The 24,721-nt window shown below is 64.5% G+C and carries 22 protein-coding genes; 4 read left to right on the top strand and 18 right to left on the bottom strand.

Annotated features, from left to right (window positions below):
- Window positions 1–3: 3 nt before the first annotated feature.
- The 10 genes from EI171_RS23860 to EI171_RS23815 all read right to left on the bottom strand — a co-directional run bounded on the left by EI171_RS23860 (window position 4) and on the right by EI171_RS23815 (window position 9,763).
- Entirely contained in the window at window positions 4–456 is a 453-nt protein-coding gene (locus EI171_RS23860; protein WP_027548267.1) for a nucleoside deaminase, read from the bottom strand.
- A 2-nt stretch (window positions 457–458) separates the two neighbouring features.
- Window positions 459–761, bottom strand: a complete 303-nt coding sequence (locus tag EI171_RS23855) for a DUF5076 domain-containing protein (RefSeq protein WP_008142223.1) — start codon at window positions 759–761, stop codon at window positions 459–461.
- A gap of 3 nt (window positions 762–764) precedes the next feature.
- A complete protein-coding gene (locus EI171_RS23850; protein ID WP_161534829.1) occupies window positions 765–2,156 on the bottom strand; it encodes a pyruvate dehydrogenase complex E1 component subunit beta in 1,392 nt (463 codons plus the stop codon).
- 29 nt (window positions 2,157–2,185) lie between these two features.
- Window positions 2,186–3,208: a pyruvate dehydrogenase (acetyl-transferring) E1 component subunit alpha gene (gene pdhA / locus EI171_RS23845; RefSeq protein ID WP_011087551.1), complete on the bottom strand. Its 1,023-nt coding sequence runs from the start codon at window positions 3,206–3,208 to the stop codon at window positions 2,186–2,188.
- A 226-nt stretch (window positions 3,209–3,434) separates the two neighbouring features.
- Window positions 3,435–4,952 (bottom strand): aldehyde dehydrogenase, encoded by a 1,518-nt coding sequence (gene adh, locus EI171_RS23840; protein WP_011087552.1) that lies wholly within the window; start codon window positions 4,950–4,952, stop codon window positions 3,435–3,437.
- A 280-nt stretch (window positions 4,953–5,232) separates the two neighbouring features.
- Window positions 5,233–6,192 carry a GAF domain-containing protein gene (locus EI171_RS23835; protein WP_038967230.1) on the bottom strand — a complete coding sequence of 320 codons (960 nt, stop codon included), beginning with the start codon at window positions 6,190–6,192 and terminating at the stop codon, window positions 5,233–5,235.
- 208 nt (window positions 6,193–6,400) lie between these two features.
- The gene (locus EI171_RS23830) at window positions 6,401–6,718 is read right to left on the bottom strand and encodes a septum formation initiator family protein (protein WP_011087554.1); all 318 of its coding nucleotides are present in this window, start codon (window positions 6,716–6,718) and stop codon (window positions 6,401–6,403) included.
- A 145-nt stretch (window positions 6,719–6,863) separates the two neighbouring features.
- Window positions 6,864–7,415 (bottom strand): NADPH-dependent FMN reductase, encoded by a 552-nt coding sequence (locus EI171_RS23825; RefSeq protein WP_011087555.1) that lies wholly within the window; start codon window positions 7,413–7,415, stop codon window positions 6,864–6,866.
- A gap of 172 nt (window positions 7,416–7,587) precedes the next feature.
- Window positions 7,588–8,586 (bottom strand): MBL fold metallo-hydrolase, encoded by a 999-nt coding sequence (locus EI171_RS23820; RefSeq protein ID WP_011087556.1) that lies wholly within the window; start codon window positions 8,584–8,586, stop codon window positions 7,588–7,590.
- 109 nt (window positions 8,587–8,695) lie between these two features.
- The gene (locus EI171_RS23815) at window positions 8,696–9,763 is read right to left on the bottom strand and encodes an AraC family transcriptional regulator (RefSeq protein ID WP_370162615.1); all 1,068 of its coding nucleotides are present in this window, start codon (window positions 9,761–9,763) and stop codon (window positions 8,696–8,698) included.
- Between the two features lie 9 nt (window positions 9,764–9,772).
- On the opposite strand from EI171_RS23815, the gene EI171_RS23810 reads away from it, so the two are divergent.
- Window positions 9,773–10,510 carry an SDR family oxidoreductase gene (locus EI171_RS23810; RefSeq protein WP_011087558.1) on the top strand — a complete coding sequence of 246 codons (738 nt, stop codon included), beginning with the start codon at window positions 9,773–9,775 and terminating at the stop codon, window positions 10,508–10,510.
- Between the two features lie 29 nt (window positions 10,511–10,539).
- On the opposite strand, the gene EI171_RS23805 is transcribed toward EI171_RS23810, so the two are convergent.
- From EI171_RS23805 to eno, 4 genes are all read right to left on the bottom strand, one after another.
- Window positions 10,540–11,676 carry a zinc-binding dehydrogenase gene (locus EI171_RS23805; RefSeq protein ID WP_011087559.1) on the bottom strand — a complete coding sequence of 379 codons (1,137 nt, stop codon included), beginning with the start codon at window positions 11,674–11,676 and terminating at the stop codon, window positions 10,540–10,542.
- A gap of 154 nt (window positions 11,677–11,830) precedes the next feature.
- Window positions 11,831–12,586, bottom strand: coding sequence for a hypothetical protein (locus tag EI171_RS23800; protein ID WP_161534828.1), 756 nt, complete (start codon window positions 12,584–12,586; stop codon window positions 11,831–11,833).
- 90 nt (window positions 12,587–12,676) lie between these two features.
- Window positions 12,677–16,117 (bottom strand): hypothetical protein, encoded by a 3,441-nt coding sequence (locus tag EI171_RS23795; RefSeq protein WP_161534827.1) that lies wholly within the window; start codon window positions 16,115–16,117, stop codon window positions 12,677–12,679.
- Window positions 16,118–16,324: 207 nt separating this feature from the next.
- Window positions 16,325–17,608 (bottom strand): phosphopyruvate hydratase, encoded by a 1,284-nt coding sequence (eno, locus tag EI171_RS23790; RefSeq protein ID WP_011087562.1) that lies wholly within the window; start codon window positions 17,606–17,608, stop codon window positions 16,325–16,327.
- Between the two features lie 177 nt (window positions 17,609–17,785).
- On the opposite strand from eno, the gene EI171_RS23785 reads away from it, so the two are divergent.
- Genes EI171_RS23785 through EI171_RS23775 form a run of 3 tightly spaced genes read left to right on the top strand, consistent with a single transcriptional unit; the run spans window position 17,786 to window position 20,093 of the window.
- Window positions 17,786–18,763 (top strand): lyase, encoded by a 978-nt coding sequence (locus tag EI171_RS23785; protein WP_161534826.1) that lies wholly within the window; start codon window positions 17,786–17,788, stop codon window positions 18,761–18,763.
- Between the two features lie 51 nt (window positions 18,764–18,814).
- Window positions 18,815–19,267, top strand: a complete 453-nt coding sequence (queF, locus tag EI171_RS23780; RefSeq protein WP_038967228.1) for a preQ(1) synthase — start codon at window positions 18,815–18,817, stop codon at window positions 19,265–19,267.
- Window positions 19,268–19,283: 16 nt separating this feature from the next.
- Window positions 19,284–20,093 carry an extracellular solute-binding protein gene (locus EI171_RS23775; protein WP_161534825.1) on the top strand — a complete coding sequence of 270 codons (810 nt, stop codon included), beginning with the start codon at window positions 19,284–19,286 and terminating at the stop codon, window positions 20,091–20,093.
- 10 nt (window positions 20,094–20,103) lie between these two features.
- Here EI171_RS23775 and glsA read toward each other — a convergent pair whose 3' ends face one another.
- From glsA to EI171_RS23755, 4 genes are all read right to left on the bottom strand, one after another.
- Window positions 20,104–21,978, bottom strand: a complete 1,875-nt coding sequence (gene glsA, locus EI171_RS23770; RefSeq protein WP_161534824.1) for a glutaminase A — start codon at window positions 21,976–21,978, stop codon at window positions 20,104–20,106.
- A 106-nt stretch (window positions 21,979–22,084) separates the two neighbouring features.
- Window positions 22,085–23,290: an MFS transporter gene (locus tag EI171_RS23765; protein WP_161534823.1), complete on the bottom strand. Its 1,206-nt coding sequence runs from the start codon at window positions 23,288–23,290 to the stop codon at window positions 22,085–22,087.
- Window positions 23,290–24,138 carry a 3-deoxy-8-phosphooctulonate synthase gene (kdsA, locus tag EI171_RS23760; protein ID WP_011087568.1) on the bottom strand — a complete coding sequence of 283 codons (849 nt, stop codon included), beginning with the start codon at window positions 24,136–24,138 and terminating at the stop codon, window positions 23,290–23,292. Before kdsA ends, EI171_RS23765 begins: the two co-directional genes overlap by 1 nt.
- Before the next feature lie 115 nt (window positions 24,139–24,253).
- Window positions 24,254–24,580, bottom strand: coding sequence for an NIPSNAP family protein (locus EI171_RS23755; protein ID WP_028171806.1), 327 nt, complete (start codon window positions 24,578–24,580; stop codon window positions 24,254–24,256).
- Window positions 24,581–24,721 lie beyond the last annotated feature (141 nt).

Here is a 24,721-nt window from a genome sequence, read left to right as displayed (position 1 = left end):
GGTTTAGTTGCCGATGTCGCCCTGCCAGAGGCGCTCATTGGCAGGGATGGAACGCCAATTCTTCATCATGGTGATGGAGCGGTCGTCGGCAAGGTCGATCCAGGGGATGCCGAACTTGTCGAGGATGTCCTTGGAGCCCGGAAAGGTGACGGATTCCCCGATCACCACCAGCTTCACCTTGAACAGAGCGAGCGCGCCGGCACACATCGAGCATGGCGACAGCGTGGTGTACATGACGGTGTCGTGGAATGTGATCGCGCCGGCCTCGCGCAGGCAGCTCATCTCGCCGTGCAGGATCACGTTGTTCTCCTGCACGCGGTTGTTGTGACCGCGGGCGATGATCTGGTTGTCGCGCGTCAGCACGGCGCCGATCGGCAGGCCGCCCTGCGCGATCGAGGCCTCCGCCTCGCGGATCGCCTCCAGCATGAAATCGAAGTGATAGGATTCGATCGCCACTGTCAGTGCCCCTTCCCGCGCGGCGTCGTGGTGCCGGTGTCCGTGGGACGCTCGATCTCGGCCTGGAACATCTCGAGGATCCGGCTCAACGCGTCCTCCTCGGTATATTCGCTCTCGCGCGCATAGGCGCGCGCGGCGTGACGGGCAAGATCGACGAGCAAGAGGCCCCACATGTCGGGTTCCTCGAAGGCGCGCTGGAACGCCATCGACAGCCCGCCGTCCAGCACGAACACGCGCAGGATCTCGACCGCGTCCTCGCGGGTCATGACGTCGGGTGGCAGTGGCTGCTCCTTCGGGCCCGCCATGGTCTACCTGTAGCAGATGGCTTTGGCGGCCTCGACGACTTCCGCCGCCGACGGCAGCGCGAGCTTCTCCAGATTCGCGGCATAGGGCATCGGCACGTCCTTGCCGGAGACGCGCGCAACAGGCGCGTCCAGATAGTCGAAGGCGTTCTCCATGATCCGTGCGGCGATCTCGGCGCCGACGCCGCTCTGGGCCCAGCCCTCTTCCACCGTGACGGCGCGCCCCGTCTTCTTGACCGAGTTGACGATGGTCTCGGTGTCCATCGGGCGCAGCGTGCGCAGGTCGATCACCTCGGCCTCGATGCCGTCCTTGGCGAGCTCGTCGGCGGCCTTGAGCGCATAGGTCATGCCGTTCGACCAGGAGATGATTGTGACGTGGCTGCCGGAGCGCACGATGCGCGCCTTGCCGATCGGGATCACGAAGTCGTCGAGCTTCGGCACTTCGCCGGTGTGGCCGTAGAGCACCTCGTTCTCGAGGAAGATCACCGGATTGGGATCACGGATCGCGGCCTTGAGCAGGCCCTTGTAATCCGCGGCCGAGAACGGCGCGACGACCTTGAGACCCGGAACGTTCGAATACCAGGATGAATAGTCCTGGCTGTGCTGCGCGGCGACGCGCGCGGCGGCGCCGTTCGGGCCGCGGAACACGATCGAGCACCCCATCTGGCCGCCGGACATATAGAGCGTCTTGGCAGCGGAGTTGATGATCTGGTCGATCGCCTGCATCGCGAAGTTGAAGGTCATGAACTCGACGACCGGCTTCAGCCCGGTCATCGCGGCGCCGACGCCGATGCCGGCAAAGCCGTGCTCGGTGATCGGCGTGTCGATCACGCGCTTGGCGCCGAATTCCTGGAGCAGGCCCTGGGTGACCTTGTAGGCGCCCTGATACTCGGCAACCTCTTCGCCCATCACGAAGACGTCGGCGTCGCGGCGCATCTCTTCGGCCATGGCATCGCGCAGCGCTTCGCGGATGGTCTGCGTCACCATCTCGGTGCCGGCGGGCACTTCCGGATCGGGCTCGGCGACGGCTTGCGGTGCGGACGGCGCAGCCCTGGGCGCGGGTGCCTCGGCCTTTGCGGCGGCAGGGGCTGCGGATTCGGCGGCCTTCGGCTGCGGGGCCGGCGCGGGCGCCTTTGCGAGATCAGCGGCGCTCTCACCGTCGGCAAGAATCGTCGCGATCGGCGTGTTGACGGCGACGTCGGCGGTGCCTTCGGGGATCAGGATCTTGCCGAGCGTGCCCTCGTCGGTCGCCTCGACCTCCATGGTCGCCTTGTCGGTCTCGATCTCGGCGATGACATCGCCGGACTTGATGGCCTCACCCTCTTTTTTCAGCCATTTGGCGAGGTTGCCCTTTTCCATCGTGGGCGACAACGCGGGCATCAGCACTTGAATTGGCATATCGGCTCCAAAAGAAAGCTTGCGCGCGTTCAGCGGTAAACGTCGGTCCAGAGCTCGGCGGCATCCGGCTCGGGATCATGCTGGGCAAAGTCGGCAGACGCGTTGACGATATCGCGCACCTCGGCGTCGATCGCCTTGAGATCGGCCTCGCTGACCTTGGCGGTCAACAGGCGGTTGCGCACCTGCTCGATCGGGTCCTGATCGTGGCGGACCTTCTCGACCTCCTCGCGCGTGCGGTATTTTGCAGGGTCGGACATCGAGTGGCCGCGATAGCGGTAGGTCTGCATTTCCAGGATCATCGGCCCCTTGCCGGCGCGGCACCAGGCGGCGGCCTCGTCGCCCGCAGCCTTCACCGCACGGACGTCCATGCCGTCGACTTGCAGGCCGGGGATGTTGAAGGACGCGCCGCGCTTGGAGAAGTCCTGCTGCGCGGAAGCGCGCGAGACCGCGGTGCCCATGGCGTAGCGGTTGTTCTCGATGACATAGATCACCGGCAGCTTCCAGAGCTCCGCCATGTTGAAGCTCTCATAGACCTGGCCCTGGTTGGCCGCGCCGTCGCCGAAATAGGTGACGCTGACATTGCCGTTGCCGCGATAGTTGTTGGCGAAGGCCAGACCCGTGCCGAGCGAGACCTGGGCACCGACGATGCCGTGGCCGCCGTAAAAGTGCTTCTCCTTGCTGAACATGTGCATGGAGCCGCCCTTGCCCTTGGAATAGCCGCCGCGGCGTCCCGTGAGCTCGGCCATGACGCCGTTGGCGTCCATGCCGGTCGCGAGCATGTGACCGTGGTCGCGATAGCCGGTGATGACCTGATCGCCCTCCTTGAGAGCCATCTGCATGCCGACCACCACGGCCTCCTGGCCGATATAGAGGTGGCAGAAGCCGCCGATCGCGCCCATGCCGTAGAGCTGGCCGGCCTTTTCCTCGAACCTGCGGATCAGGAGCATGTCGCGGAGCGCCTTGAGCTCCTGCTCCCTGGTGAATTCCGGGGGCGAACCGCCGTTGGTCTTGTCCTGTGGAGCGCTTGCGGCGGCTTTCTTGGGTGCGGCCATGGGAATTCCGGGTCAGAGAAAACTTTCGTCCTCTCTAACCCAAGTCAAACACCCTTGGAAAGCACCGCGGCGGCATGACACGACATTCATTATGCCGCACTGCAACGTGATCGAAATATTGGAAAATCTTTGGCGCTGATCAGGCAACAAATCTAACGCCGTGCGGGCCAGGTCCCGTTTACCGGAACGAGCGGCGCCAGAACGGCGCCGCCCGCTCCTGTTCCGATCAGAAGAAGCCGAGCTTCTTCGGGCTGTAGCTGACCAGGAGATTCTTGGTCTGCTGGTAGTGATCGAGCATCATCTTGTGGGTCTCGCGGCCGACGCCCGACTGCTTGTAGCCGCCGAACGCCGCATGCGCGGGATAGGCATGGTAGCAATTGGTCCAGACCCGGCCGGCCTGGATCGCCCGGCCGAAGCGGTAGCAGCGGTTGGCATCGCGGCTCCAGACACCGGCGCCGAGACCGTAGAGCGTGTCGTTGGCGATCGCGAGCGCTTCGTCGTCGGTCTTGAAGGTCGTGACCGAGACGACGGGACCAAAGATCTCCTCCTGGAAGATTCGCATCTTGTTATGGCCCTCGAACACGGTCGGCTGGACGTAGAAGCCGCCGGAAAGATCGCCGCCGAGCTCGGCACGACCGCCGCCGGCCAGCACCTTGGCGCCCTCCTGCTTGCCGATGTCGATATAGGAGAGGATCTTGGCGAGCTGCTCACCCGAGGCCTGTGCACCGATCATGGTGTCGGCCGCACGCGGGTCGCCCTGCTTGATCGCGGCGACGCGCTTCAGCGCCCGCTCCATGAAGCGGTCATAGATGTCGGCGTGCACCAGCGCCCGGCTCGGACAGGTGCAGACCTCGCCCTGGTTCAGCGCGAACATGACGAAGCCTTCGATCGCCTTGTCGAAGAAGTCATCGTCCTCGGCGGTGACGTCCTTGAAGAAGATGTTCGGCGACTTGCCGCCGAGCTCCAGCGTGACCGGGATCAGGTTCTGGCTGGCATATTGCATGATCAGCCGGCCCGTCGAGGTCTCGCCGGTGAAGGCGATCTTGGCGATGCGCGGGCTCGAGGCCAGCGGCTTGCCGGCTTCGAGGCCAAAGCCGTTGACGATGTTGAGGACGCCGGGCGGCAGCAGGTCGCCGATGATCTCGGCCCAGACCATGATCGAGGCCGGGGTCTGCTCGGCGGGCTTGAGCACGACGCAATTGCCGGCGGCGAGCGCAGGCGCGAGCTTCCAGCAGGCCATCAGCAGCGGGAAGTTCCAGGGGATGATCTGGCCGACCACACCGAGCGGCTCGTGGAAATGATAGGCGATGGTATCGTGATCGATCTCGCCGATCGAGCCTTCCTGGGCGCGGACGACGCCGGCGAAATAGCGGAAGTGGTCGATGGCGAGCGGGATGTCGGCGGCGCGGGTCTCGCGGATCGGCTTGCCGTTGTCCCAGGTCTCGGCGATCGCGAGGCGCTCGAGATTCTCTTCCATGCGGTCGGCGATCTTGTTCAGGATCGCGGCGCGCTCGGCGACGCTGGTGCTCCCCCAACCGGCCTTGGCGGCATGCGCCGCGTCGAGCGCAGCTTCGACGTCCTGCGCGTCGGAGCGTGCGATCTTGCAGACGATCTGTCCGTTCACCGGCGAGGCATTGTCGAAATATTTGCCCGAGATCGGCGCGACGAACTTGCCGCCGATGAAGTTGTCGTAGCGTTCGGCGAAGGGAACTTTGGTGACGCTGAGGAATTCCACCTTGTTCATTGATCACTCCCGATGTTTGCTGTTTGCGCAATTCGTCGCTGATCGCGACTTGCGCCGACGATGATGCGGGAGGCGATTTCTGTCAGCCCTGATAGGAGCGATGGAGGAGCGGACCTGTCGCAGTTCTGCGACAGGTCCGGGGTGAGGCAGGTGCAAGATCGAGGGCTCGCGGCTTCCACATCGTCACTGCGAGCGCAGCGAAGCAATCCAGAGTCCCTCCGCGGAAAGATTCTGGATTGCTTCGCTGCGCTCGCAATGACGGCTGAAAGGACAGTGGCCCTCAGTGGTTCAGCTCGAACCGCTTGAGCTTCCTGTGCAGGGTTGCGCGGCTGACGCCGAGGGCTTTGGCGGCCGCCGAAACATTGCCGCCCGCGCGGAGCAGCGCCCGCTGCACCACCGCGCGCTGACCGCCGGCGAGGTGGTCGCGCGCCGTATCGCCGCCGAGAAGATCGGCCGCGGGCACTGGCCGCAACGCCCGGCCTGGCGCGAGCCCAAGTCCCACCCGGGCGGAGCGTGTCGCGCCGATCACGAGATCGTCCGCATCGACCGCAACGAGGCCCCCGCACTGTCCGTCCGCAGCCGGCGTCAGCACGATGCGGGCATGGGCGAAAGCCCGGCGGAACAAGTCGGCCTCGATGCGCTTTGCCGCCTCGCCTGCCGCGAGCGCAATCAGATTGGAAAACGCATCGGTCCGGTCGGCGCGGCAGGAGGAGACGTCGAGCACGCCGGCAAACGCCGCCTCGTGGTCGTAGATCGGTACGGCGGTGCAGCTCAACAGCGTGTTGCGCGTGAAGAAGTGCTGGTCGCGGTCGATCGTCAGCGGCCGCTGCTCGACGACGCAGGTGCCGATGCCATTGGTGCCCTCGCGCTCCTCGCTCCAGAGCGCGCCGGTCCACAAACCCCAGGATTGGAAGGTGGTGTCGTCCGCCGGCGTGCCGCGACGATCCACCGGTACCCCCTCGCCGTCGGCCAGCAGCACGCAGCAGCCGGCCGCGCCAACCGCTTGGTAGAGCCGGTCCATCGCGCCTCGTGCAGCGGCGAGCAGCGGTGCGATCCGCTCGCGCGCCTCGCGGAGTTCCGCGTCGGTCAGCCGCTGGGGCAGGCCCCGGCCGGAGGGGTCGAGATGATGCAGTCGGGACGAACGGCGCCAGGAGGCCACGAGCGCGGAGCGAGCCGCCTGGCCTGATGCAATAGCGGCTTCGACACGAGCCGCGTGATGCTGGGGCATTGACCCATTCATCACCGTTTCCTCCGGGTGGCAATCTACGGCGTGCCGGCGCGGCCTGATTGATCTCTGTCAATCCTGGGGAGCAGCGCGCCGCACAAGCCATGCCCCCGCCGGCGCCGCTACGTCAAGGCGGCAAGGCAACTGCGGTCTTGCGACCTTTGCAGGAGGCGGCCGGACCCGGCGCCGGCTTTCGATACCAGTTTCGAAACCCGCGCAGGCGCTAGTTCGGCGGGATCATCCGAACGAGATCGCGCGGATTGACATAGTCGAGCTGGAAACGTGCCCGCTCGTCCAGCATGTCTGGATCGATCCTCGCCGAACGCAGCAGCGAGACTCGCTGCTCGCTCCTGGCGCGCTCGCGCTTGAGCTGGGCCAGCTCGCTCGTCAGCGCGATGATCTCCTGGTCGAGTTCCTGGCGGGCGTTGAGGCCGTATTTGCCGGTATAGGCGTTGACGCCGAAATAGCCGACGATGGCAGCCGCCATCGCATAGAGGGCAAGACCGGTCAGGATCGATTTGAGGCGCGCGCGGGAGACCATCTTGGGAAGATGGGGCAGCTTGGTTAAGGGAGCGCTAATCTTGGCAAACTGTCATTCCGGGGCGATGCGCAGCATCGAACCCGGAATCTCGAGGTTCCGGGTTCGGCTCTTCGAGCCGCCCCCGGAATGACAAGGTTGTTCAGCCTCAGCCGTGATGCTTGGCCACGTGGGCCGTGAAGGCGTCGATATAGGCCTGGAGCACGGTCTTGAGCGCGTCCTTGGCGAGGTTACCCTCGGCATCGAAGGCGTCGCCAACCGCGTTCAGGTAGGTCTCGGGCTGCTGCATGATCGGGCCGGCAATGCCCGGCAGGATGTTCTGGAGCGTCTTGGCCGCGCTGACGCCGCCGAGCGGGCCCGGCGAGTTCGAGATGATGCCGACCGGCTTGCCGTTGAACGAGCTCTTGCCATAGGGGCGCGAGGCGACGTCGATGGCATTCTTGAGGACGCCCGGGATGGCGCGATTGTATTCCGGGGTGACGAACAGGACACCGTCCGATTTCTGGAGCTTTTCGCGGAAGGCCAGCCAGTCCGCGGGCGGCGCGCCCTCGAGGTCCTGGTTGAAAAAGGAGATGCCCGCCGGCGTGATGACCTCGAGCTTGAGAGAGGCCGGCGCGAGCTTGGCGAGCGCATTGGCGATCTTCAGCGAAAAACTGTCCTTGCGCAGGCTGCCGGCGATCACGACGATATTGTAGGCCATGGAGTGTCCTCAGAACTTGAGCGGGAGTGCCGGGCGGCACTTAAGCGATCCGGACCAATGGATGCAAGTGCATGAACCGGTCCGATTTGGAAACATTGAGTTTCTGAAACCGTCGTCCCAAACAATCAGGCCGCCAAGCGGCGGCCCGATCTTTCGCACAAACGTCCACCGATCAGATCGTCGGATTCCAGGCCGACGGGATCAGGCGATATTTGGCGCCGTCCTTCTCGACGTGGCCGACCGAGGGGAAGGTGAAGTGGAAGCCGATCACCGTCGCCTTCTCGGCCGCCGCCATGTCGTAGAATTTGTGGCGCGTCTGCTGCGCCAACGCGGCATCGGTGTCGAACACCACGTGCCAGTCCGGATTGCGCAGGAAGAACTCCGGAATGTTGGTGACATCGGACTGGATCAGCACCTTGGCATCGCCGGATGCAACCGCAAACGAGGTGTGGCCGGGCGTATGGCCGGGCGTCGCGATCGATGTGATGCCGGGCGCGACCTCCTTGCCCCACTCGTACTTGGTGACCTTGGATTCGAGGCCGGCGAAGGTCTTCTTCACGTTGGCGAAGTAGTTCTTCATCATCGCGTTGGACTCTGCCTTGGCGGCGTTGTCCTCGCTGGTCCAGAACTCCCAGTCCTTGCCCGGCACCATGATCTCCGCATTCGGGAACGCGAGCGCGCCGTCGGCGAGGCGAATGCCGTTGGTGTGATCGGGATGCAGATGCGAGAGCAGCACGACGTCGATGCTCTTGGAATCGACGCCGGCGGCCGCGAGGTTTTGCAGGGTGCGGCCGACCGCGCCCTTGCTGGGCTCGAGATTGGCGGCGCCGTTGCCGGCATCGATCAGGACGAGCTTGGAGCCGGTGTTGATGAGCTGCGGATTGAACGGCACCGTGACCATGCCCTTCGGCATGTAGGCCGCCTCGCCGGCCGCGAGCGCCTCGTCCTTGGGCGCGTTGACGACGAACTTGTCCGGCATCGGGAAGGTGCGCGCGCCGTCGTTGATCGAGGTACACTCAAGGCTGCCGACCTTGTAGCGGTAGAAGCCCGGCGCCTGCGTCCCGCTTGGCGGCACTGAGGCACGAGCAGTGATCGGTCCGAGCCCGGTAACGGCAGCCGCGCCCACAGCGGCCGCGCCCGCCAGCAAGTGGCGGCGATTCAGATCAGTCATGGAAGTGTCCCCTTCTTTGCTTGCGGTTGTCCCGCTTTCAATAGCGGCGGAATAATCCCCCGCTTCGCTCAGAAGGCAAGACCTTCCTTCGGTGAGGTGCCGTCGCAGATCACGATAATTTATTTGGGGCGTTGGGGAATTTTTCGCCCGTGGCCTGTCCACGCCAGTACCGCTTCGGTGCACGGCCGTAGACTCGTTTGAAGGCATGTCCGAACGCGCTCTCCGACGAGTATCCCAGCTGTGCGGCGGTTGCCGAAACGGTCGCTCCACGTCGTAGCTGATCGCGTGCAAGCCGCATGCGCCATCGAAGAAGGTAGTCGAGCGGCGCCTGCCCCACCAGCGACTTAAACCGCTTAGAAAACGCGGATCGCGACATGGCGATCGCGTCGGCCAATGCTTCCAGGGTCCAGGGGTGAGCGGCGTTTTCGTGCATCAGCCTGATTGCCTTGCCGATCCTGGCATCGACCAGCGCGTTGATCCATCCCAAACCCTCGCCGGCACTCTGATCCAGCGCCGCGCGGAGCACCTGGACGAGCAGGACGTCGGCAAGCCTGTCGGTGAGTACGGCCGCTCCGATTCCCGTCCCCCTGATTTCAAGGTCGAGAATCCCGAGCGTGGAATGAATGATGGGGGCCGACGGGCTGCGCGACGGTATGAGCAGAAAGCGAGGAAGCGCATCGAGCAGCAATCCGGCGTCCGACGCTTCGAAACCGAAACTGCCGGCAAGCAGAACGGTATCGCTGCCCGCGTGACGCGCGACATCCGACTGCTTCCAATCGAACGCCGCTATGCCGTCTTCGGGAGCAAGGCGTTGGTCGTTGGCCAGAACATAGGCTGGTGCATTGGCCAGAAGAAAGCAGTCGCCGGTGACAAGCCGATGATGGGCTTCGTCACCGAAATCGATCCAGCAATCACCTCGGATGACCGCGCCGAACTTCAGGGCGGATTTGGCCGGGAACCGATACGACCAATTGCCGCCCGCCTCGAACCTCGTGCAACGCGCAGCGCGAACGTTCAGGAGCGAGAAGACCTGAGACAGCGGGTCCGAGGTGTTGCCCGAGGTCTCGTGCCTATCCGGGGGTGTGTCCAAAGCTTGATCCGATCTCGACGATTTTCGAGCACTTCGAGCATAGATCATCCTCGCTTTCGATGCGAAGTTCATCGCAACGAATTGCATGGAACATCTATGACGGGCATCGCAGGCAAAGTCATCGCCATCACGGGCGCCAGCAGCGGAATAGGCGCAGCCGCCGCCCGGCATCTCGCGGAACGTGGCGCCATCGTGGTCCTCGGCGCACGGCGCGCCGACCGGCTGGAGATGCTGGCCGCGAGCATCGCGTCAAAGGGCGGAAAGGCGTCGTACCTCGTCACCGACGTCAGGCAACGCGAGGATGTCGCCGGGCTCGTCGGACTGGCAACGGATCGATACGGGAAGCTGGACGTCCTGATCAACAATGCGGGGATTGCCCCGATTTCGCTCCTGGACGATCTGAGGGTCGACGACTGGGACGACATGATCGACGTGAACGTGAAGGGCGTGCTCTACGGGATCGCCGCGGCCCTGCCCGTGTTCCGTCGTCAGGGCTTCGGCCATTTCGTCAACACCCTGTCGACCGCCGGCCTCAAGATCGTTCCGACAATGGCCGTCTATGCGGGGTCCAAGAATGCCGTCAGGGCGATTTCCGAAGGACTTCGTCAGGAGGTCGGCCCGTCCCTTCGCGTGACGACCATCTCACCCGGTTATGTCGACACCGAACTGCCGTCCTCCATGACGGATTCCGCGTTACGGGAGCAAGGACAGGCAAGCATGAAGGCGATGGCCATTCCGGCGAGCGCAATCGCGGAGGCGATGGCCTTCGCGATAGCGCAGCCGGATAGCGTGGACGTCGGCGAGATCGTTATTCGCCCCACGGCTCAGGCATAAATTCGATCAGGCCTGGACGCCATCGCTCGTCACGACTTATTCGGGTTGATGAGGAATTTTTCGCCGGTGGCCCGTTTGGCGTAGACCGCGATGTTGGCGGGATCGAGCGCCTCGGGAAGCGAGACCACCTTGGTGTAGTGGCTGGCGAAGGTCGTCTTCAATTCGTTCACGACGCGCTGGCGCAGCCGTCCGATGTCGGCCGGACCGATCTTCTGGAGGAACGGGGTCAGCAGCCAACCGCCGACGCCCCAGGCCATGCCGAAGCCGCGCGGCAGTTCGATCGGGCGGATATCGAGCGCGCCGTAGACATAGACCTGCTTGTGCACGCTGGAGCCGTAGCGGCTGTATTCCTTGGCGGTCTTGTTGATCGCGATTTCCATGCAGTTGAGGATGTCGCCGGCAAGCTTGCCGCCGCCGATGGCGTCGAAGGCAATTGTGGCGCCGGTCTCGACCAGCGCGGCCGTGAGATCGTCGAGGAAGCTCGGCACGCTGGAATCGACGACGTATTTGGCACCGATCTTGTTCAGGATCTCCGCCTGCTCCTTGCTGCGCACGATGTTGACGAGCGGAATGCCGTCCTTGATGCAGATCTTGTTCAGCATCTGCCCGAGATTGGAGGCGGCAGCGGTATGCACCAGCGCCTTGTGGCCTTCGCGCCGCATCGTCTCGGTCATGCCGAGCGCGGTGAGCGGATTGACGAACCAGGACGCGCCCTCCGCCGCCGTCGTGCCGTCAGGCAATGGCTGGCAGTCCCTCGCCTTCAGGGTCCGGTATTGCGAGTACATGGCGCCGCCGATCATCGCGACCGTCTTGCCCATCAGCGCCTTCGCGGCATCCGACGAGCCGGTCTTGATGACGACGCCGGCACCTTCATTGCCGACCGGCAGGGATTGGTCGAGCCGCGCGCCCATCGCGCGCATCGCACCGTCAGGCACTTTCGCGGTGATGACGGGCGCCTGCTTTGTGCCAGAGAGCTTCGCCGTGCTCATGTCGGCCGCGCCGACGAGCAGACCGAGATCGGACGGGTTGATCGGCGCCGCCTCGACGCGGACGACCACCTCGTCCTCGGCGGGCTCGGGGGTCGGCACGTCGAGAAGCGAGATTTCCAGCTCGCCGCTCTTCTTGATCAGCGAACGCAGTTGCAGTCCGGTTTCGCCATCGCTCATGTCGATCCTCCCTTGATGCAGGAGCGTCAGCGAGGCCTTGGGCCCTCGACCAACTCATGGCCTCAGGCCCAGGCATTGCAGCGCGACGCGCCCGGATAGGCGGCCTCCTTACCAAGTTCCGGCTCGCCGCGCAGCAACTGATTGAACAGGAAGCCTAGCCGACGGGAACGGCGGATTCGCGCTGCAGGATGTGCGGCTGGCTGCGCGGATGCAGATGCTGAAGTCCGATCGGCATGTCCTGCCCCAGCGGACGGGGGCCGCCGAGATCGACATCCGTCGAATACGCAAATGCATTGGTCGGCGACAGCCCCGATACCTTGAAGCATAGCCGCGCCTCCGGCAGAGCGCCGCCGTAATCCTTGGGCGGTGCATATTCAACCGAAAGCCACACGATGTTGAAGCAGGCCGGACTGAGGAGCCCGATCATCCATTCGCCGGTGAAGGCCTCTGGCGTCACGTAGGTCCAGGCGTGCGGGTTGCTGCCAAGGCTCCAAAGTCCGAAGCCGGGCAAAACCGTAGCTCCGTCGGGCCCGCCAGTGACCCTGAGGTAGAGCTGAATCCATTCGGCTCCCAGCGAGAACGTGAAGACATAGGTCTTCCCGGTCATCACGGCATTGCTGCTCATGTCGCTGATGTACAGTGGCTGGTAGATGCCGGCCTGGTAAGTGTAGCCGTAGGTCGTCGGGACCATTCCCTGGGCGCCGAACGCGGTGCCGTTTCCGGACCAGTATTGCTTGCCCGGCTTCCACGGCGGCGGAGGTTCGTTGGGCGGCCCGTAGGCAAGCGCTCCGGCCGTCACCTTCAGTCCGTTCACCGCGCCGCTGCTGATGTACGATGCGTTGTTGTCGAGGTTGAGGCCGACAGTAAGCCTGCCTTTGGTCTGCAAGGTCGGATCCGAGAGTGCGGGCATGAAAATATCCTCTGATGAAACAGCCTGGGTGAAAATCAGTTTGCGAAATTCGAGCAGTATGAGCGTCCCTCCGGACGCGCGGCCCGTGACCTAGGCCGAGCCCATCGAGACGCGCCTTGCAGTCAGCGTCGTCCCTTGCTCCGAATCGATGATCTCCTTGCCGTGGACGATCTTGGCGATTCCGGCGCTGACGTCGCTGACGATATCCACGACGCCGAGGAAGATACGGGCATCAAGCGGATCAAGCGTGTGCTTGGCCGGCTTTGCGATCGCCGACAATGACCCGGCGGCGCCGGCAACCCATTCCGACACCCGCGCCGTGCCCGCACTTTCCTTCTCGAAGAGCATCCATGCATTCATCGCCAAGGACAGGATGCCGCCGGCACTCAGTGCGCAAGATCCCGGGAACGAGCCGCGCGGACCATCCTTGAACTTACGGGCGATGCCCCACAAGAACTTGAACGCGATATTGCCGAACCCGGACAGCCAGGCCGCTGAGGTGGCCTTGTTGACCGGCGTGTCGAACGCGAGCCGTGCGAACGGGCCTCCGGGCCAGGCGAGAAACTGGATCAAGGTCGGGCCGAGAATCACGACGGCCAGCGCTTGCCAGGCAGGCGGGTTGTCGAACAATCCGACATCGAGCCCGACGTCGGCGACGCACCAGACCGTCGCCTGAACGAGGCCGGACAGGATCAGCAGAACGCCGATCTCCTTCTTGCTCGACGCAACGCCCTGCTCGGCTTGTTCGAGCGAGAACGGAGAATCCTCGAAGATGATGCGATAGAGCGTGGTCGCAACGAAAGCGCAGAGCAACGAGCCGAGGCCGACGACGGTCAGCCCCTCCGAAGACCCCGGGTTGATCAGATCGTAGAGCGCCTGAATGACGAAGTTATTGATGGAGGCGCCGAACACTGCGGTGTTGAGCGCGACGAGATCCTTGGCGAAGAAGTTCAAAACGGATTGAACCAGTCCATCGAGGACGCGCAGAACGGCCAGGATCAGGTCTTTCACCTCGCCGAGGATCGTGGCGAGCAGCACCTTGCCGAACTCCGACGTGCTGGTTGCCAGCGCCCGCAAGCGTTTCATGCTTGCCTGGATGAGCTTCGCGATCTCGGTGGCGAATGTCGACTGGACCCGCGAGATGAGAGCCATCGCATCCTGCACCATCGCCGACGGGATATTGATGCCAAGGCTGATGAGGCTGCCGAACGAAACCTTGTCCATCAGCCAGTTGGCGACGCTTGCGCTGTCCTCGATGATTTCGAGAAACGTGCTCACGCCGGACGGCGCATCCATCCCGTCATCCGCATCGATCTTGCCGAGATCCTTCTCGATCCCCGCAAAGGCCTGCTTGACGGTACCTTCCATGGTCTCAAAGAAGCTGTGACTGACCTTGCCGCCGTCGGCGGCAAAGCCTGCGAGCGAAACCAGACCCTGGCTGAATATCCGCTCGAACTTCCGCTTGGTGGCCCAGATGTCCTTGCGCGCATCGCTCAACAGCCAGGCAAAGAAATTGTAGAGCCCGACGAAGAACGTCCTGACCGCGTTGAAGACGGTTTCCACGAAGCGGAACGCGCTTTCCACGGTGTCGACGATGCCGTTCCAGACGATCTTGAGCTTGTCCGCCACCCAGTTGATGGCGAGTTCGAAACCGGAGGCGATCGGCTTGATGACGTAGTCGTACACCGCATCGACCGCGGTCTCGAACGCATTGCCGATCGCCTCGATCGCGTCCTCGAAGAAGTCGAGGAGACCAAAATCCGGACTGGTGCGCAACGCCGCGATCTCGGCGATGGCGGCGTCCGCCTCCGCATCGGTGAGAGTCTTGAAGACGGCCCGCCCGCCGGCAACGGTGAAGCGGAACGGCTGCCGGGGCTGCGCGCGCATCGGCAGCGGCAGCCGAAGGTCGTCCCTGGCATTGATGCGCGCTCGCACCAACGCGACCGGCCCGTCATGGATGTTGGCCATCGCTTCCGTGACGGCCAGCCGGATTTGATCGGCATCGCCGGCGAACTCGCTCGGCACGAGCTGCTTGACCTGGGCTGTCGTGATGTTGCGCAGCCGTTCCTGGACATCATGATTGGGCGTCACCGCGAAATCGCCGCCGTCCATCATCAGGTCCGGCAGCCTGGCGCTCAGCCCCGCGGCATTCAGCGACCGCGTCTCCGTCGTGACCCGAAGGCGGCCGGACGCATCGGTCTTGAACGTCAGGGCCCGCGCCGGACCAAGGGTCACGACTTGCCCGGCGATCGAGGCGCTCACGATCTCGGTCGATTTCAGCGCGACCTTGGCGTTGGAAAGGGTCACGCCCTTCGCATCATAGAAAGTCAGCGTCGTCGAATAGGTCTTCTGCTCGACCAGCTTGCGGGTCAGCGGCGAATACTGAATCGGTTCCTGATTCCAGCCGCCCTTGCTGCCGTCAGGCGAAGCCGGATCGTCCGGCGGACTCTGCCACATCCGCATCAGGCCCTTACTGGGCACGTAGCCAACCAGCTCCGCATCGCCCTCCGTCCCCCGCGCAGTCAGGATGTTCCTCAGGCGAAGGAAGAAGTCGAATTTGGTGTCCGACGGCGGCGTCGCGATGAATTGCAGCGAGCCGCTGTCATCGAGCGCAAACAGCGCCAATGGATTGGCGCCGGCGCTCGCAACCGCCAGCGCGGTCGTCTTGATCGTGGAATCCACGACCACGAAGCCGGCGTCCGGATTGCCACCGTCGAGATACTGGATCTGCGGCCGATCGGTCATGTCACCGGGATCGGCAATGAACACCGCCGAATTGTTGTCCGCCTGCGAACCAACGGCCAGCGAGCGGAATACGATGTTTGCCGCCAGCAATGTTGCCGTTGCCGTGAAGGGAGCCGCCACGGTGAACAGATCCAGCGCGACGGGCGTCGCCTCGGCGGTGTTCGCGAACAAGAGACAATCGATGTCCGCGACGGTGCAGCTCTCGATGATGGTCTGGTCGGTATCGGCGATGTACTGCCAGCTCGGAGCGGCAGCATCCCAGCCGATGCGCCACAGGCTGGACTGGCCGTTGGACCCCGGCGAGGGGCTGAGCAACGCGAACAGTTCGAGCTTGCCCGCGATTGCAAAGGCCGCAAGCTTGCTGGCCTGCATGAATACAGGCACCGAGCCGTCCGGTGCGATCGGCTGCGGCGCGCTCCAGCTTCCCCCGCTCTGGCGCGTCATGACATAAACATCGGGCGCCGCCGCATTCGAGCCGACGGCAAAGACCGTGAACCTGCCGCTGGCATCGATGCCGCCGACAACCTGGCTCGGCTGAAGGGTGGCATCGACCACCTCCTCGCTCCAGCCCGTATCGCTGTCAGGGTCCCGGCGCAGCGACATGATGTTGCCGGTCGCTCCGAGGTAAAGCAGGCTGTAACTGCCGTCGGCCTGTTGTATCGCCGTCAGATCCGTCTCGCCGGTCAGATCGGTGGCGTAGACGTAGTCGTCCATCAATTGACCGCTGGCCTGAACGGTAACGGTTCCATCCGTGCTGACGGCTCGGGTTGCTCGCAATCTGGTCATTTGGCGCTCCGCGTTGGGCGAGGCAAAGCACCGGCGCTTCCGCGCCTGACGCGCGCGGAACGTCAAATTGCTAGAAAATGAAATAAAGAAAGAGCCTCACCTTTAAGGTGTATGAGCACATCACGACAACCATCCGGCGTCAACGCGCATGCGACTGAGCGTCGATCAAGCTAACGTGACGCCGGAGAATTGGCTTGGCGAGGCGCGTTACGCCAGCGCCTTCAGTGCCGCCTTGCCGCCATAGAGCGCCTGCTTGCCGAGCTGCTGCTCGATGCGCAGGAGCTGGTTGTATTTGGCGGTGCGGTCGGAACGCGCGAGGGAGCCGGTCTTGATCTGACCGCAGTTGGTGGCGACGGCGAGGTCGGCGATGGTGGAATCCTCGGTCTCGCCGGAGCGGTGCGACATCACGGAGGTGTAGCCCGCCTTGTGCGCCATCTCGACGGCGGCCAGCGTCTCGGTCAGCGTGCCGATCTGGTTGACCTTGATCAGGATCGAGTTGGCCCGCCCCGCCTTGATGCCTTCGGCGAGGCGCTTGACGTTGGTGACGAACAGATCGTCGCCGACGAGCTGGCACTTCTTGCCGATGAGGTCGGTGAGCTCCTTCCAGCCGTCCATGTCGTCTTCCGACATGCCGTCCTCGATGGTCACGATCGGATAGCGCGCAACGAGGTCGGCAAGGTACTTGGCCTGCTCGGAGATCGAACGGGTCTTGCCCTCGCCTTCATAGACGTACTTGCCGTCCTTGAAGAACTCGGTCGAGGCGCAATCGAGGCCGATCACGATGTCACTGCCCGCCTTGAAGCCGGCCTTGCCGATCGCGTTCATGACGAATTCGAGCGCGGCGTCCGCCGACGGCAGGTTCGGGGCAAAGCCGCCCTCGTCGCCGACATTGGTATTGTGGCCGGCCTTCTTCAGCTCCGACTTCAGCGTGTGGAAAACCTCCGCGCCGTAACGCAGGCCCTCGGCGAAGCTCGACGCGCCGACCGGCAGGATCATGAACTCCTGGAAGTCGATCGGGTTGTCGGCATGCACACCGCCATTGATGATGTTCATCATCGGCACCGGCAACAGCCGCGCCGAGGTGCCGCCGACGTAACGGTAGAGCGGCATGTCGAGCGAGTTCGCAGCCGCCTTGGCGCAGGCGAGCGACACGCCGAGGATGGCATTGGCGCCAAGGCGGCTCTTGTTCGGGGTGCCGTCGAGGTCGATCATGATCTGGTCGATCTGGGCCTGCTGCTCGACATCGAGGCCGCTCAAGGCCTCGAAGATCTCGCCGTTGACGGCGCCGACCGCCTTGGTGACGCCCTTGCCGAGATAACGGGCCTTGTCGCCGTCGCGCAGTTCCACCGCCTCATGGGCGCCGGTGGAGGCGCCTGATGGCACCGCGGCGCGGCCGAGCGCGCCATCTTCCAGCACGACGTCGACCTCGACGGTGGGATTGCCACGGCTGTCGAGGATTTCGCGGCCGATGATGTCGATGATGGCGGTCATGATGTTGCACTTCCGTTCGTTAGGTTTGATCGGTTCGCCGCGGGTCTTACACGGAGCGCAAGCAAATGTGAACGCTTGGACGGCGAGCTTCGACTGACGCGTGAATTCCCCAAGACTAAGCTTGAGAACACTGGGTCTGCGCGTCCATCCTCAATCCTAGACAGTCGGGGTAACGCCATGAATCGCCGCCAGTTTCTTGCTTCCAGCGCCGCCCTCCTCGCCGTTCGCCCATCTTTTGCTCAGGAGGGCCCGTTCCGGACAAAATATTTCCCCATCAATGCCGGGATCGGCCTGCACGACCTCGCGCCAGCCCCCGACGGCACGGTCTGGTTCACCGCGCAGGGCAAGGGCATGCTCGGCAGGCTCGATCCGAAGGATGGCACCTTCAAGACCGTCAGCCTCGGCCAGGGCGCCGCGCCGCACGGCGTGACGATCGGTCCCGATGGCGCGCCCTGGATCACCGAGGGCGGCCAGAACGCGATCGCGCGGGTCGATCCCGGCGATCTCAAGGTCGCGCTGTTCCGCCTGCCGGAGAAATTCGCCTCCGCCAATCTCAATACCGGCGTGTTCGACAATGACGGCACCTACTGGTTCACCGGACAGTCCGGCTATTACGGCCGGCTCAAGCCGAAGTCTGGCGAGATGGACGTGTTCCGGGCGCCCAAGGGCGTTGGCCCCTACGGCATCACCGTGACGCCCAAGGGCGACGTCTGGTACGCCTCGCTCGCCGGCAGCTATATCGCGAAGATCGATCTTGCGACCGGCAACGCCAATGTGGTCGAGCCGCCAACGCCGAACCAGGGATCGCGGCGCGTCTGGTCGGATTCGAAGAGCCGGATCTGGGTCAGCGAATGGAACAGCGGCCATGTCTCGGTGCACGATCCCGTTGACGGTTCCTGGAAGACCTGGAAGCTGCCGGGAGATCGTCCCCGCACCTACGCCGTCTATGTCGACGACAAGGACAAGGTCTGGCTGACCGATTTTTCCGCCAATGCCATCGTCCGCTTCGATCCCATGACCGAAAAATTCAACGTCTTCGCCAGCGACAAGCCGAATGCCAATGTCCGCCAGCTCGACGGCAGGCCGGGCGAGCTCTGGGGCTGCGAGTCCGGCAACGACCGCATCGTCATGATCCAGACAATCGCGACCGGTTGACGGCAGCTTCAATTGCGTCCATCCCGGCATCCGCAAAAGGATGTGACGACGATGGCGAAAAAATCTCTCCAGCTCGGCCGCGCGGTCGAATGGCCGCACACACCGGAAGAAGCCCAGCTCGACCGCGTGCCCAATCCGCAAAAGGGCACCGACTATCTGGTGCGCTTCACCGTGCCGGAATTCACCTCGCTGTGCCCGGTCACAGGACAACCGGATTTCGCGCATCTGATGATCGACTACGCACCCGGCCCATGGCTGCTGGAGTCGAAATCGCTGAAACTCTACATCGCGAGCTTCCGCAATCACGGCGCCTTCCACGAGGATTGCACCGTGATGATCGGCAAGCGCATCGCCTCGGAGATCAAACCGAAATGGCTCCGCATCGGCGGCTACTGGTATCCGCGCGGCGGCATCCCGATCGACGTGTTCTGGCAGACCGGCCGCGTGCCGAAGGGCCTGTGGGTGCCGGAGCAAGGCGTCGCGCCCTATCGCGGGCGGGGCTAGCTGGAGACCAACGACGATGAAATCGACATCAGACAAATTTCGCGGCCTTGTCCTGAACCTTTCCTTGGGCCTTATGGGCGTCCTCTGGCTGACCGGCGCGTCCGACGCTGCCGAGGTCCGGGTGATGATTTCCGGCGGTCTGACGGCTGCCTATCAGGCGCTCGTGCCGGAGTTCGAGAAAGCCACCGGGAACAAGGTGCTGACCGCGTTCGGGCCTTCGATGGGCACCACCACCAATGCGATCCCGGTCCGGCTGGAGCGGGGCGAGCCGGCCGATGTCCTGATCATGGTGGGCTATGCCCTCAACGACCTCGCCAGCAAGGGCAAGGTCGTTGCCGGCAGTCAGGTCGATCTAACCAGATCGCCGATCGGGATTGCCGTCAAGTCGGGCGCGCCGAAGCCGGACATCAGCTCGGTGGAAGCCGTCAAGCGTGCGCTGCTGGCGGCGAAGACGATCGCCTATTCGGACAGCGCCAGCGGCGTCTACGTCTCGACCGAGATGTTCGACAAGCTTGGCATTGCCGATGTCATGAAGGACAAGGCGCGCAAGATTCCGGCCACGCCGGTCGGCGAGATCGTCGCGCATGGCGAGGCCGAACTGGGCTTTCAGCAGATCAGCGAACTGAAGCCGGTGAAGGGCATCGATATCGTCGGACCGCTGCCGAGCGAATTGCAGAAGATCACGATCTTCTCAGCCGGCATCGCGACCGTTTCGAAGGAGCCCGATGCTGGCCGGGCCTTGATCAAGTTCCTCGCCTCCCCCGCTGCTCGCGACACGATCATTGCGAGCGGCATGGAGCCGATCGCTGCCGGTGGAGCGAATTAGGCCCGCCCTCCTAATACGCGCTCAGCAGGTCGACCTTGGCATTGGCCGCCACCAGCCGCCGCGCCAGGATTGCGGCGAGGTTGCGCATGATCTTCAGCGCGGTCTCCGGGTGCAACCGGCGGTAATCGGCAAAGCTGTCGAGCGGCAGTTCGAGGCAGGCAACGGGCGTATCGGCAAACACGTCGGCGCTGCGGGTTCGCTCCAGGATCGCCATCTCACCGAACTCCATGCCGGGACCGAGCGAGGCCAGTCGAACGCCGCTCCGCAGCTTCACGCTGACCATGCCGCTCTGGAGGAAGAACAGCGAATTGGCGGGCGCGCCGGCGGCGATGACGCGCTGGCCGGCCGTGTAGTGCCGTGTGGTCGAGAGTTTGACGATGGCGGCGATCTCGTCGGTGTCGAGCTCGGCCAGCAAGGCCTGCTCGCCGAGATGCGCGCTCTCCTTCACGTCGGTGAAGCCGCCGAAGCGATAGATCACCTGGTCCTCGGCCCATTCGATGGCATCGTCGAGCAGCGCGAAGCGGCGCAGCCGGCGTGGATCCCCCGTGCGCGCGGCGATCGCGGCCCAGACCGCGGAGGCCTCCTCGAGGCCGGACAGAATCGTGGTGACGTTGGCATTGCCGAGCGCCGTCAGCGTCTCGCCCAGAAGCTCCGCACCGGCCGCGGTGATGTCGGGCACGCGGCGGAAATCGATGATCAACAGCGGCGCGTTCGGCGGCTCACTGGTCAGTCTTCGCGTGACGTAATCGATGGTGCCGAAATTCAGCGCGCCGACGAGCTCGAGGATGCGGATGTCGCTGTGACGCTCGTCAAGAATCTGCTGCTCGTGCGGCTGGCGGCTGCGGCGCGAGGAGATGCCGTAGACGTCGTAATCCGCCATGACGCTGGTGCGGACGTCGGCATTGCGGTTGAGCATGTGCAGGTCGAACCGCGCCGACAGTGCCTCGCAGACCTTCAGGCCGCGCACGCTGTTGAAGTGATTGTCGAGCAGCGGCGAGAAGGTGCCCAGTCCCAGTTGCGAGGGCAGCGCCGCGACGATGCCGCCGCCGACGCCGCTCTTGGCGGGGATGCCGACGCGATAGGTCCACTCGCCGGCATAGTCGTACATGCCCGAGCTCGTCATCACCGACAGCGTGCGGGCGACGATGTGCGGCGTGATCACCTGCGCGCCCGTCACCGGATTGATGCCGCGATTGGCGAGAGTTGCCGCCATCACCGCCAGATCGCGCGCCGTCACCAGGATCGCGCATTGGCGGAAATAGACGTCGAGCACCGCGTCGACGTCATCCGGCAGCACCGCGTAATTGCGGAGCAGCCACGCGATCGCGCGGTTGCGGTTGCCGGTCGCGGTCTCCGAGGCATGCACGGCCTCGTCGACGCCGAGCTCGCGCCCGGCGAACTCGCTGAGTTTTGAGCGGACACGCTCGAAAGCACCCTTGCCGTCCACCTCGTAGATCAGGCCCGAGCAGGCAATCGCACCGGCATTGACCATCGGGTTGAAGGGACGGTTGTCGTTGGTGAGCCGGATCGAATTGAAGGCTTCGCCGCTCGGCTCGACGCCGATGGTGGCCGAGACGCGCTCCTCGCCCACCGTCTCCAGCGCGAGCGCGAACACGAAGGCCTTCGAGACCGACTGGATCGTGAACGGCACCGCGCTGTCGCCGACCTCGTAGACATGGCCGTCGATGGTGACGAGCGCGATGCCGAAATGATCGGGGTTGGCGCGCTTCAGCTCGGGAATGTAATCGGCAAGCTCGCCCGAACCGTCGCCCCTAAACTCCTCGTGGCAATCGGTCAGGAAACGCCGCAGTGGCGGCCTGGTGGGATATCCGGCCGACCGGGTCGCGCCGGCTACGCTGGGCAAACGGATGGGCTGGGCGTCCACGGTCTCACACCTCGGTTTGCCCAGAATAAAAGCAATTCGTGTGCCATGTATACGGAGCCGACGGTGTCGTGGTGGGGCGATCCCCCCTTAAGGACCGAATAAAATCTCAGCGCGCGTCGGCTGGTGCGCGCGGCTTGAGCAGCCGGGCGCAGACGATGCCGAGGACCACCATGATCGCGGCGCTCACGAACAGCGTCGGCATCTTGCCGCCGTGTTGCAGGCCGAAGCCGTAGGCGAGCGGCCCGACCGTCTGTCCCATGAAGAAGAAGAACGAATGCAGCGACAGCGCGGTGGCGCGCGCCTCGACCGAGAGCTCGCTGGCGAACACCTGGAGGCAGCCATGGGCGATGTAGAAGCCCCAGCCCATGACGATGAGATTCAGCGCCTGCACCTCCCAGCGCGGACCGAAGGCCACGGCGACGAGCTGCGAGGCCACCAGCGTCATGCCCGCGATCATCATTCCCTTCATGCCGAGCCACGGCAGCAGGCGCGACACCGTCAGCGTGTAGAAAAGGCCGCCGACCGCGAAGCCCGCGATGACGATGCCGGCGATCGAGAGCGAGGTCTGGCCGAGCTCGAACAGGAACGAGGCGATATAGGGAAACAGGCCGAGCACGCAGCAGCCTTCGACGAACACGGCCGAGTAGCACACATAGGCGTTGGGGTTGGTGAAGATGGTGCGATAGCCGGCCTTCAGCGCCGACAGGCTCGTCTTCGGCGGATGCTTGACCTTGGCGCCGCGAAAGCCGGCGGCAACCGCGATCGATGCAACGATCACGAGCACGCCGAGCACCGCCAGCACGCCGCGCCAGCCGAGGAAATCGCCGATCAGGCCGGAGGCCGAGGCACCGAGCAGATTGCCGGTCATGGCGCCGGCGAGCGTGCGGCTGATCGCGACCTGCCGCTTCTCCGGACCGACCAGATCGCTGGTCAGGCTGAGCGCCACCGGAAACACGCCGCCCGAGCCGATGCCGGCAAGGATGCGGGTCGCAAACAGAACCGAGAACGAGGTCGAGAGCGCGCCGAGAATATTGGCAAGCCCGAGCAGCGCGAGGCAGCCGATCATCAGCCGCGTCTTGCCGAACAGATCGGCGGCGGCGCCGACGATCGGCTGGATGATCGAGAAGGTGAAAGCGAACACCGCGGCAAAGCCCGCGGCGGTCGCGATGCTGACGCCAAAATCCTCGGCGACGTGCGGCAGCACCGGGTCGAGCGCACGCGCCGACAACGCCGCGGCGAAGCTGGCGCCGGAGATGACGTAGAGCGCGGCCGGCAGACCGTGATCGTGCGGCCGCGCCTCGCCTTGCTGCATCAGCGCGGGTTCTTTGCGAGCGCGTCGAACGCCATCAGCCTGCGGATCAGACCCTCGAACTCGCGCAGCGGCACCATGTTGGGGCCGTCGGAAGGCGCGCTATCGGGATCGGGATGGGTCTCGATGAAGACGCCGGCGACACCGACCGCGACCGCCGCCCGCGCCAGCACCGGCACGAATTCGCGCTCGCCGCCGGAGGACGTCCCCTTCCCGCCCGGCTGCTGCACCGAATGGGTGGCGTCGAAGATCACGGGCGCGCCGGTGGTGCGCGCCAGGATCGGCAGCGCGCGCATGTCGGAAACCAGCGTGTTGTAGCCGAAGGAGGCGCCCCGCTCGGTGACGAGCACGTTCGGATTGTTCGCGCTCGTGATCTTGGTGACGACGTTCGCCATGTCCCAGGGCGCCAGGAACTGGCCCTTCTTGACGTTGACGACCTTGCCGGTCGCGGCCGCCGCCAGCAGCAGGTCGGTCTGCCGGCACAGGAAGGCCGGGATCTGCAGGATGTCCACGGCCTGCGCCACCTCGGCGCATTGCGTGGCTTCGTGCACGTCGGTCAGCACCGGCAGGCCGAGCGAGGAGCGGATCTCGGCGAAGATCGGCAGCGACTGCGCGAGCCCGAGCCCGCGCGCCGCTGACGCGCTGGTGCGGTTGGCCTTGTCGAACGAGGTCTTGTAGACGAGACCGATGTTCAGCCGCGCGGCGATCTCCTTCAGCGCAGAGGCCACCTCCAGCGCATGCTGGCGGCTCTCGAGCTGGCAAGGCCCGGCAATGATGGAAATCGGCAGATCATTGCCGAATTTGACCCTGCCAATGGTGACGACCGGCGCCGCTGACGTCGAAGAGCTCAAGGCAAATCCCTCGTTTCGGCGCGACCATAGCCGCCATCGGGGTCGGATCAACCCCATTCGGCCCAGGCCATCCGAATATCAGGGTTGCGCCGAAGTTCCGCGGGCGCCGCCGGCGCTATTTCACCGCCGAAAAGGCGGTCGGCGTCAGGAGCTGGCTGACGATATTGCCGACGATCTGGCCGTCCGCCTCCGACTTCGCCCGCGCCTCGAGCCAGTCCGGATCGGTCACGAACGCGCCCCACTTCTTCTCGCGCTCGGCGAGCGACTCCCAGGCGAGGAAATAGGTCAGCTCCTGGCTGGATTCACCGATCAGCGTGGTGAAGAATCCAGCCTGGCGGATGCCGTGCTTCTCCCACAGCTTCAGCGTCGCCGTCTCGAATCGCTTCAAGAGCGCCGGCAAGCGGCCGGGCACGCAGCGGTAGACGCGCATTTCGTAGATCATTCTTGCTTCCTCCCAGAACAGGTCCGCCGCTTATAACGGCCGGCCATAACCGTGTCTTGAGCCCTGCGCGGCCGCCCCTGTGGCGTTTCGCGCATGGCTCGGCGGCCTCCGGTAACGCATCAAGTCCGGCTCCCGCAATGC

The sequence above is a fragment of the Bradyrhizobium sp. LCT2 genome, from assembly GCF_009931255.1.
GTDB classification, from domain to species: domain Bacteria; phylum Pseudomonadota; class Alphaproteobacteria; order Rhizobiales; family Xanthobacteraceae; genus Bradyrhizobium; species Bradyrhizobium diazoefficiens.
The sequence above is the reverse complement of the archived record's forward strand: the minus strand, read 5'-3'. Positions and strand labels throughout refer to the sequence as shown.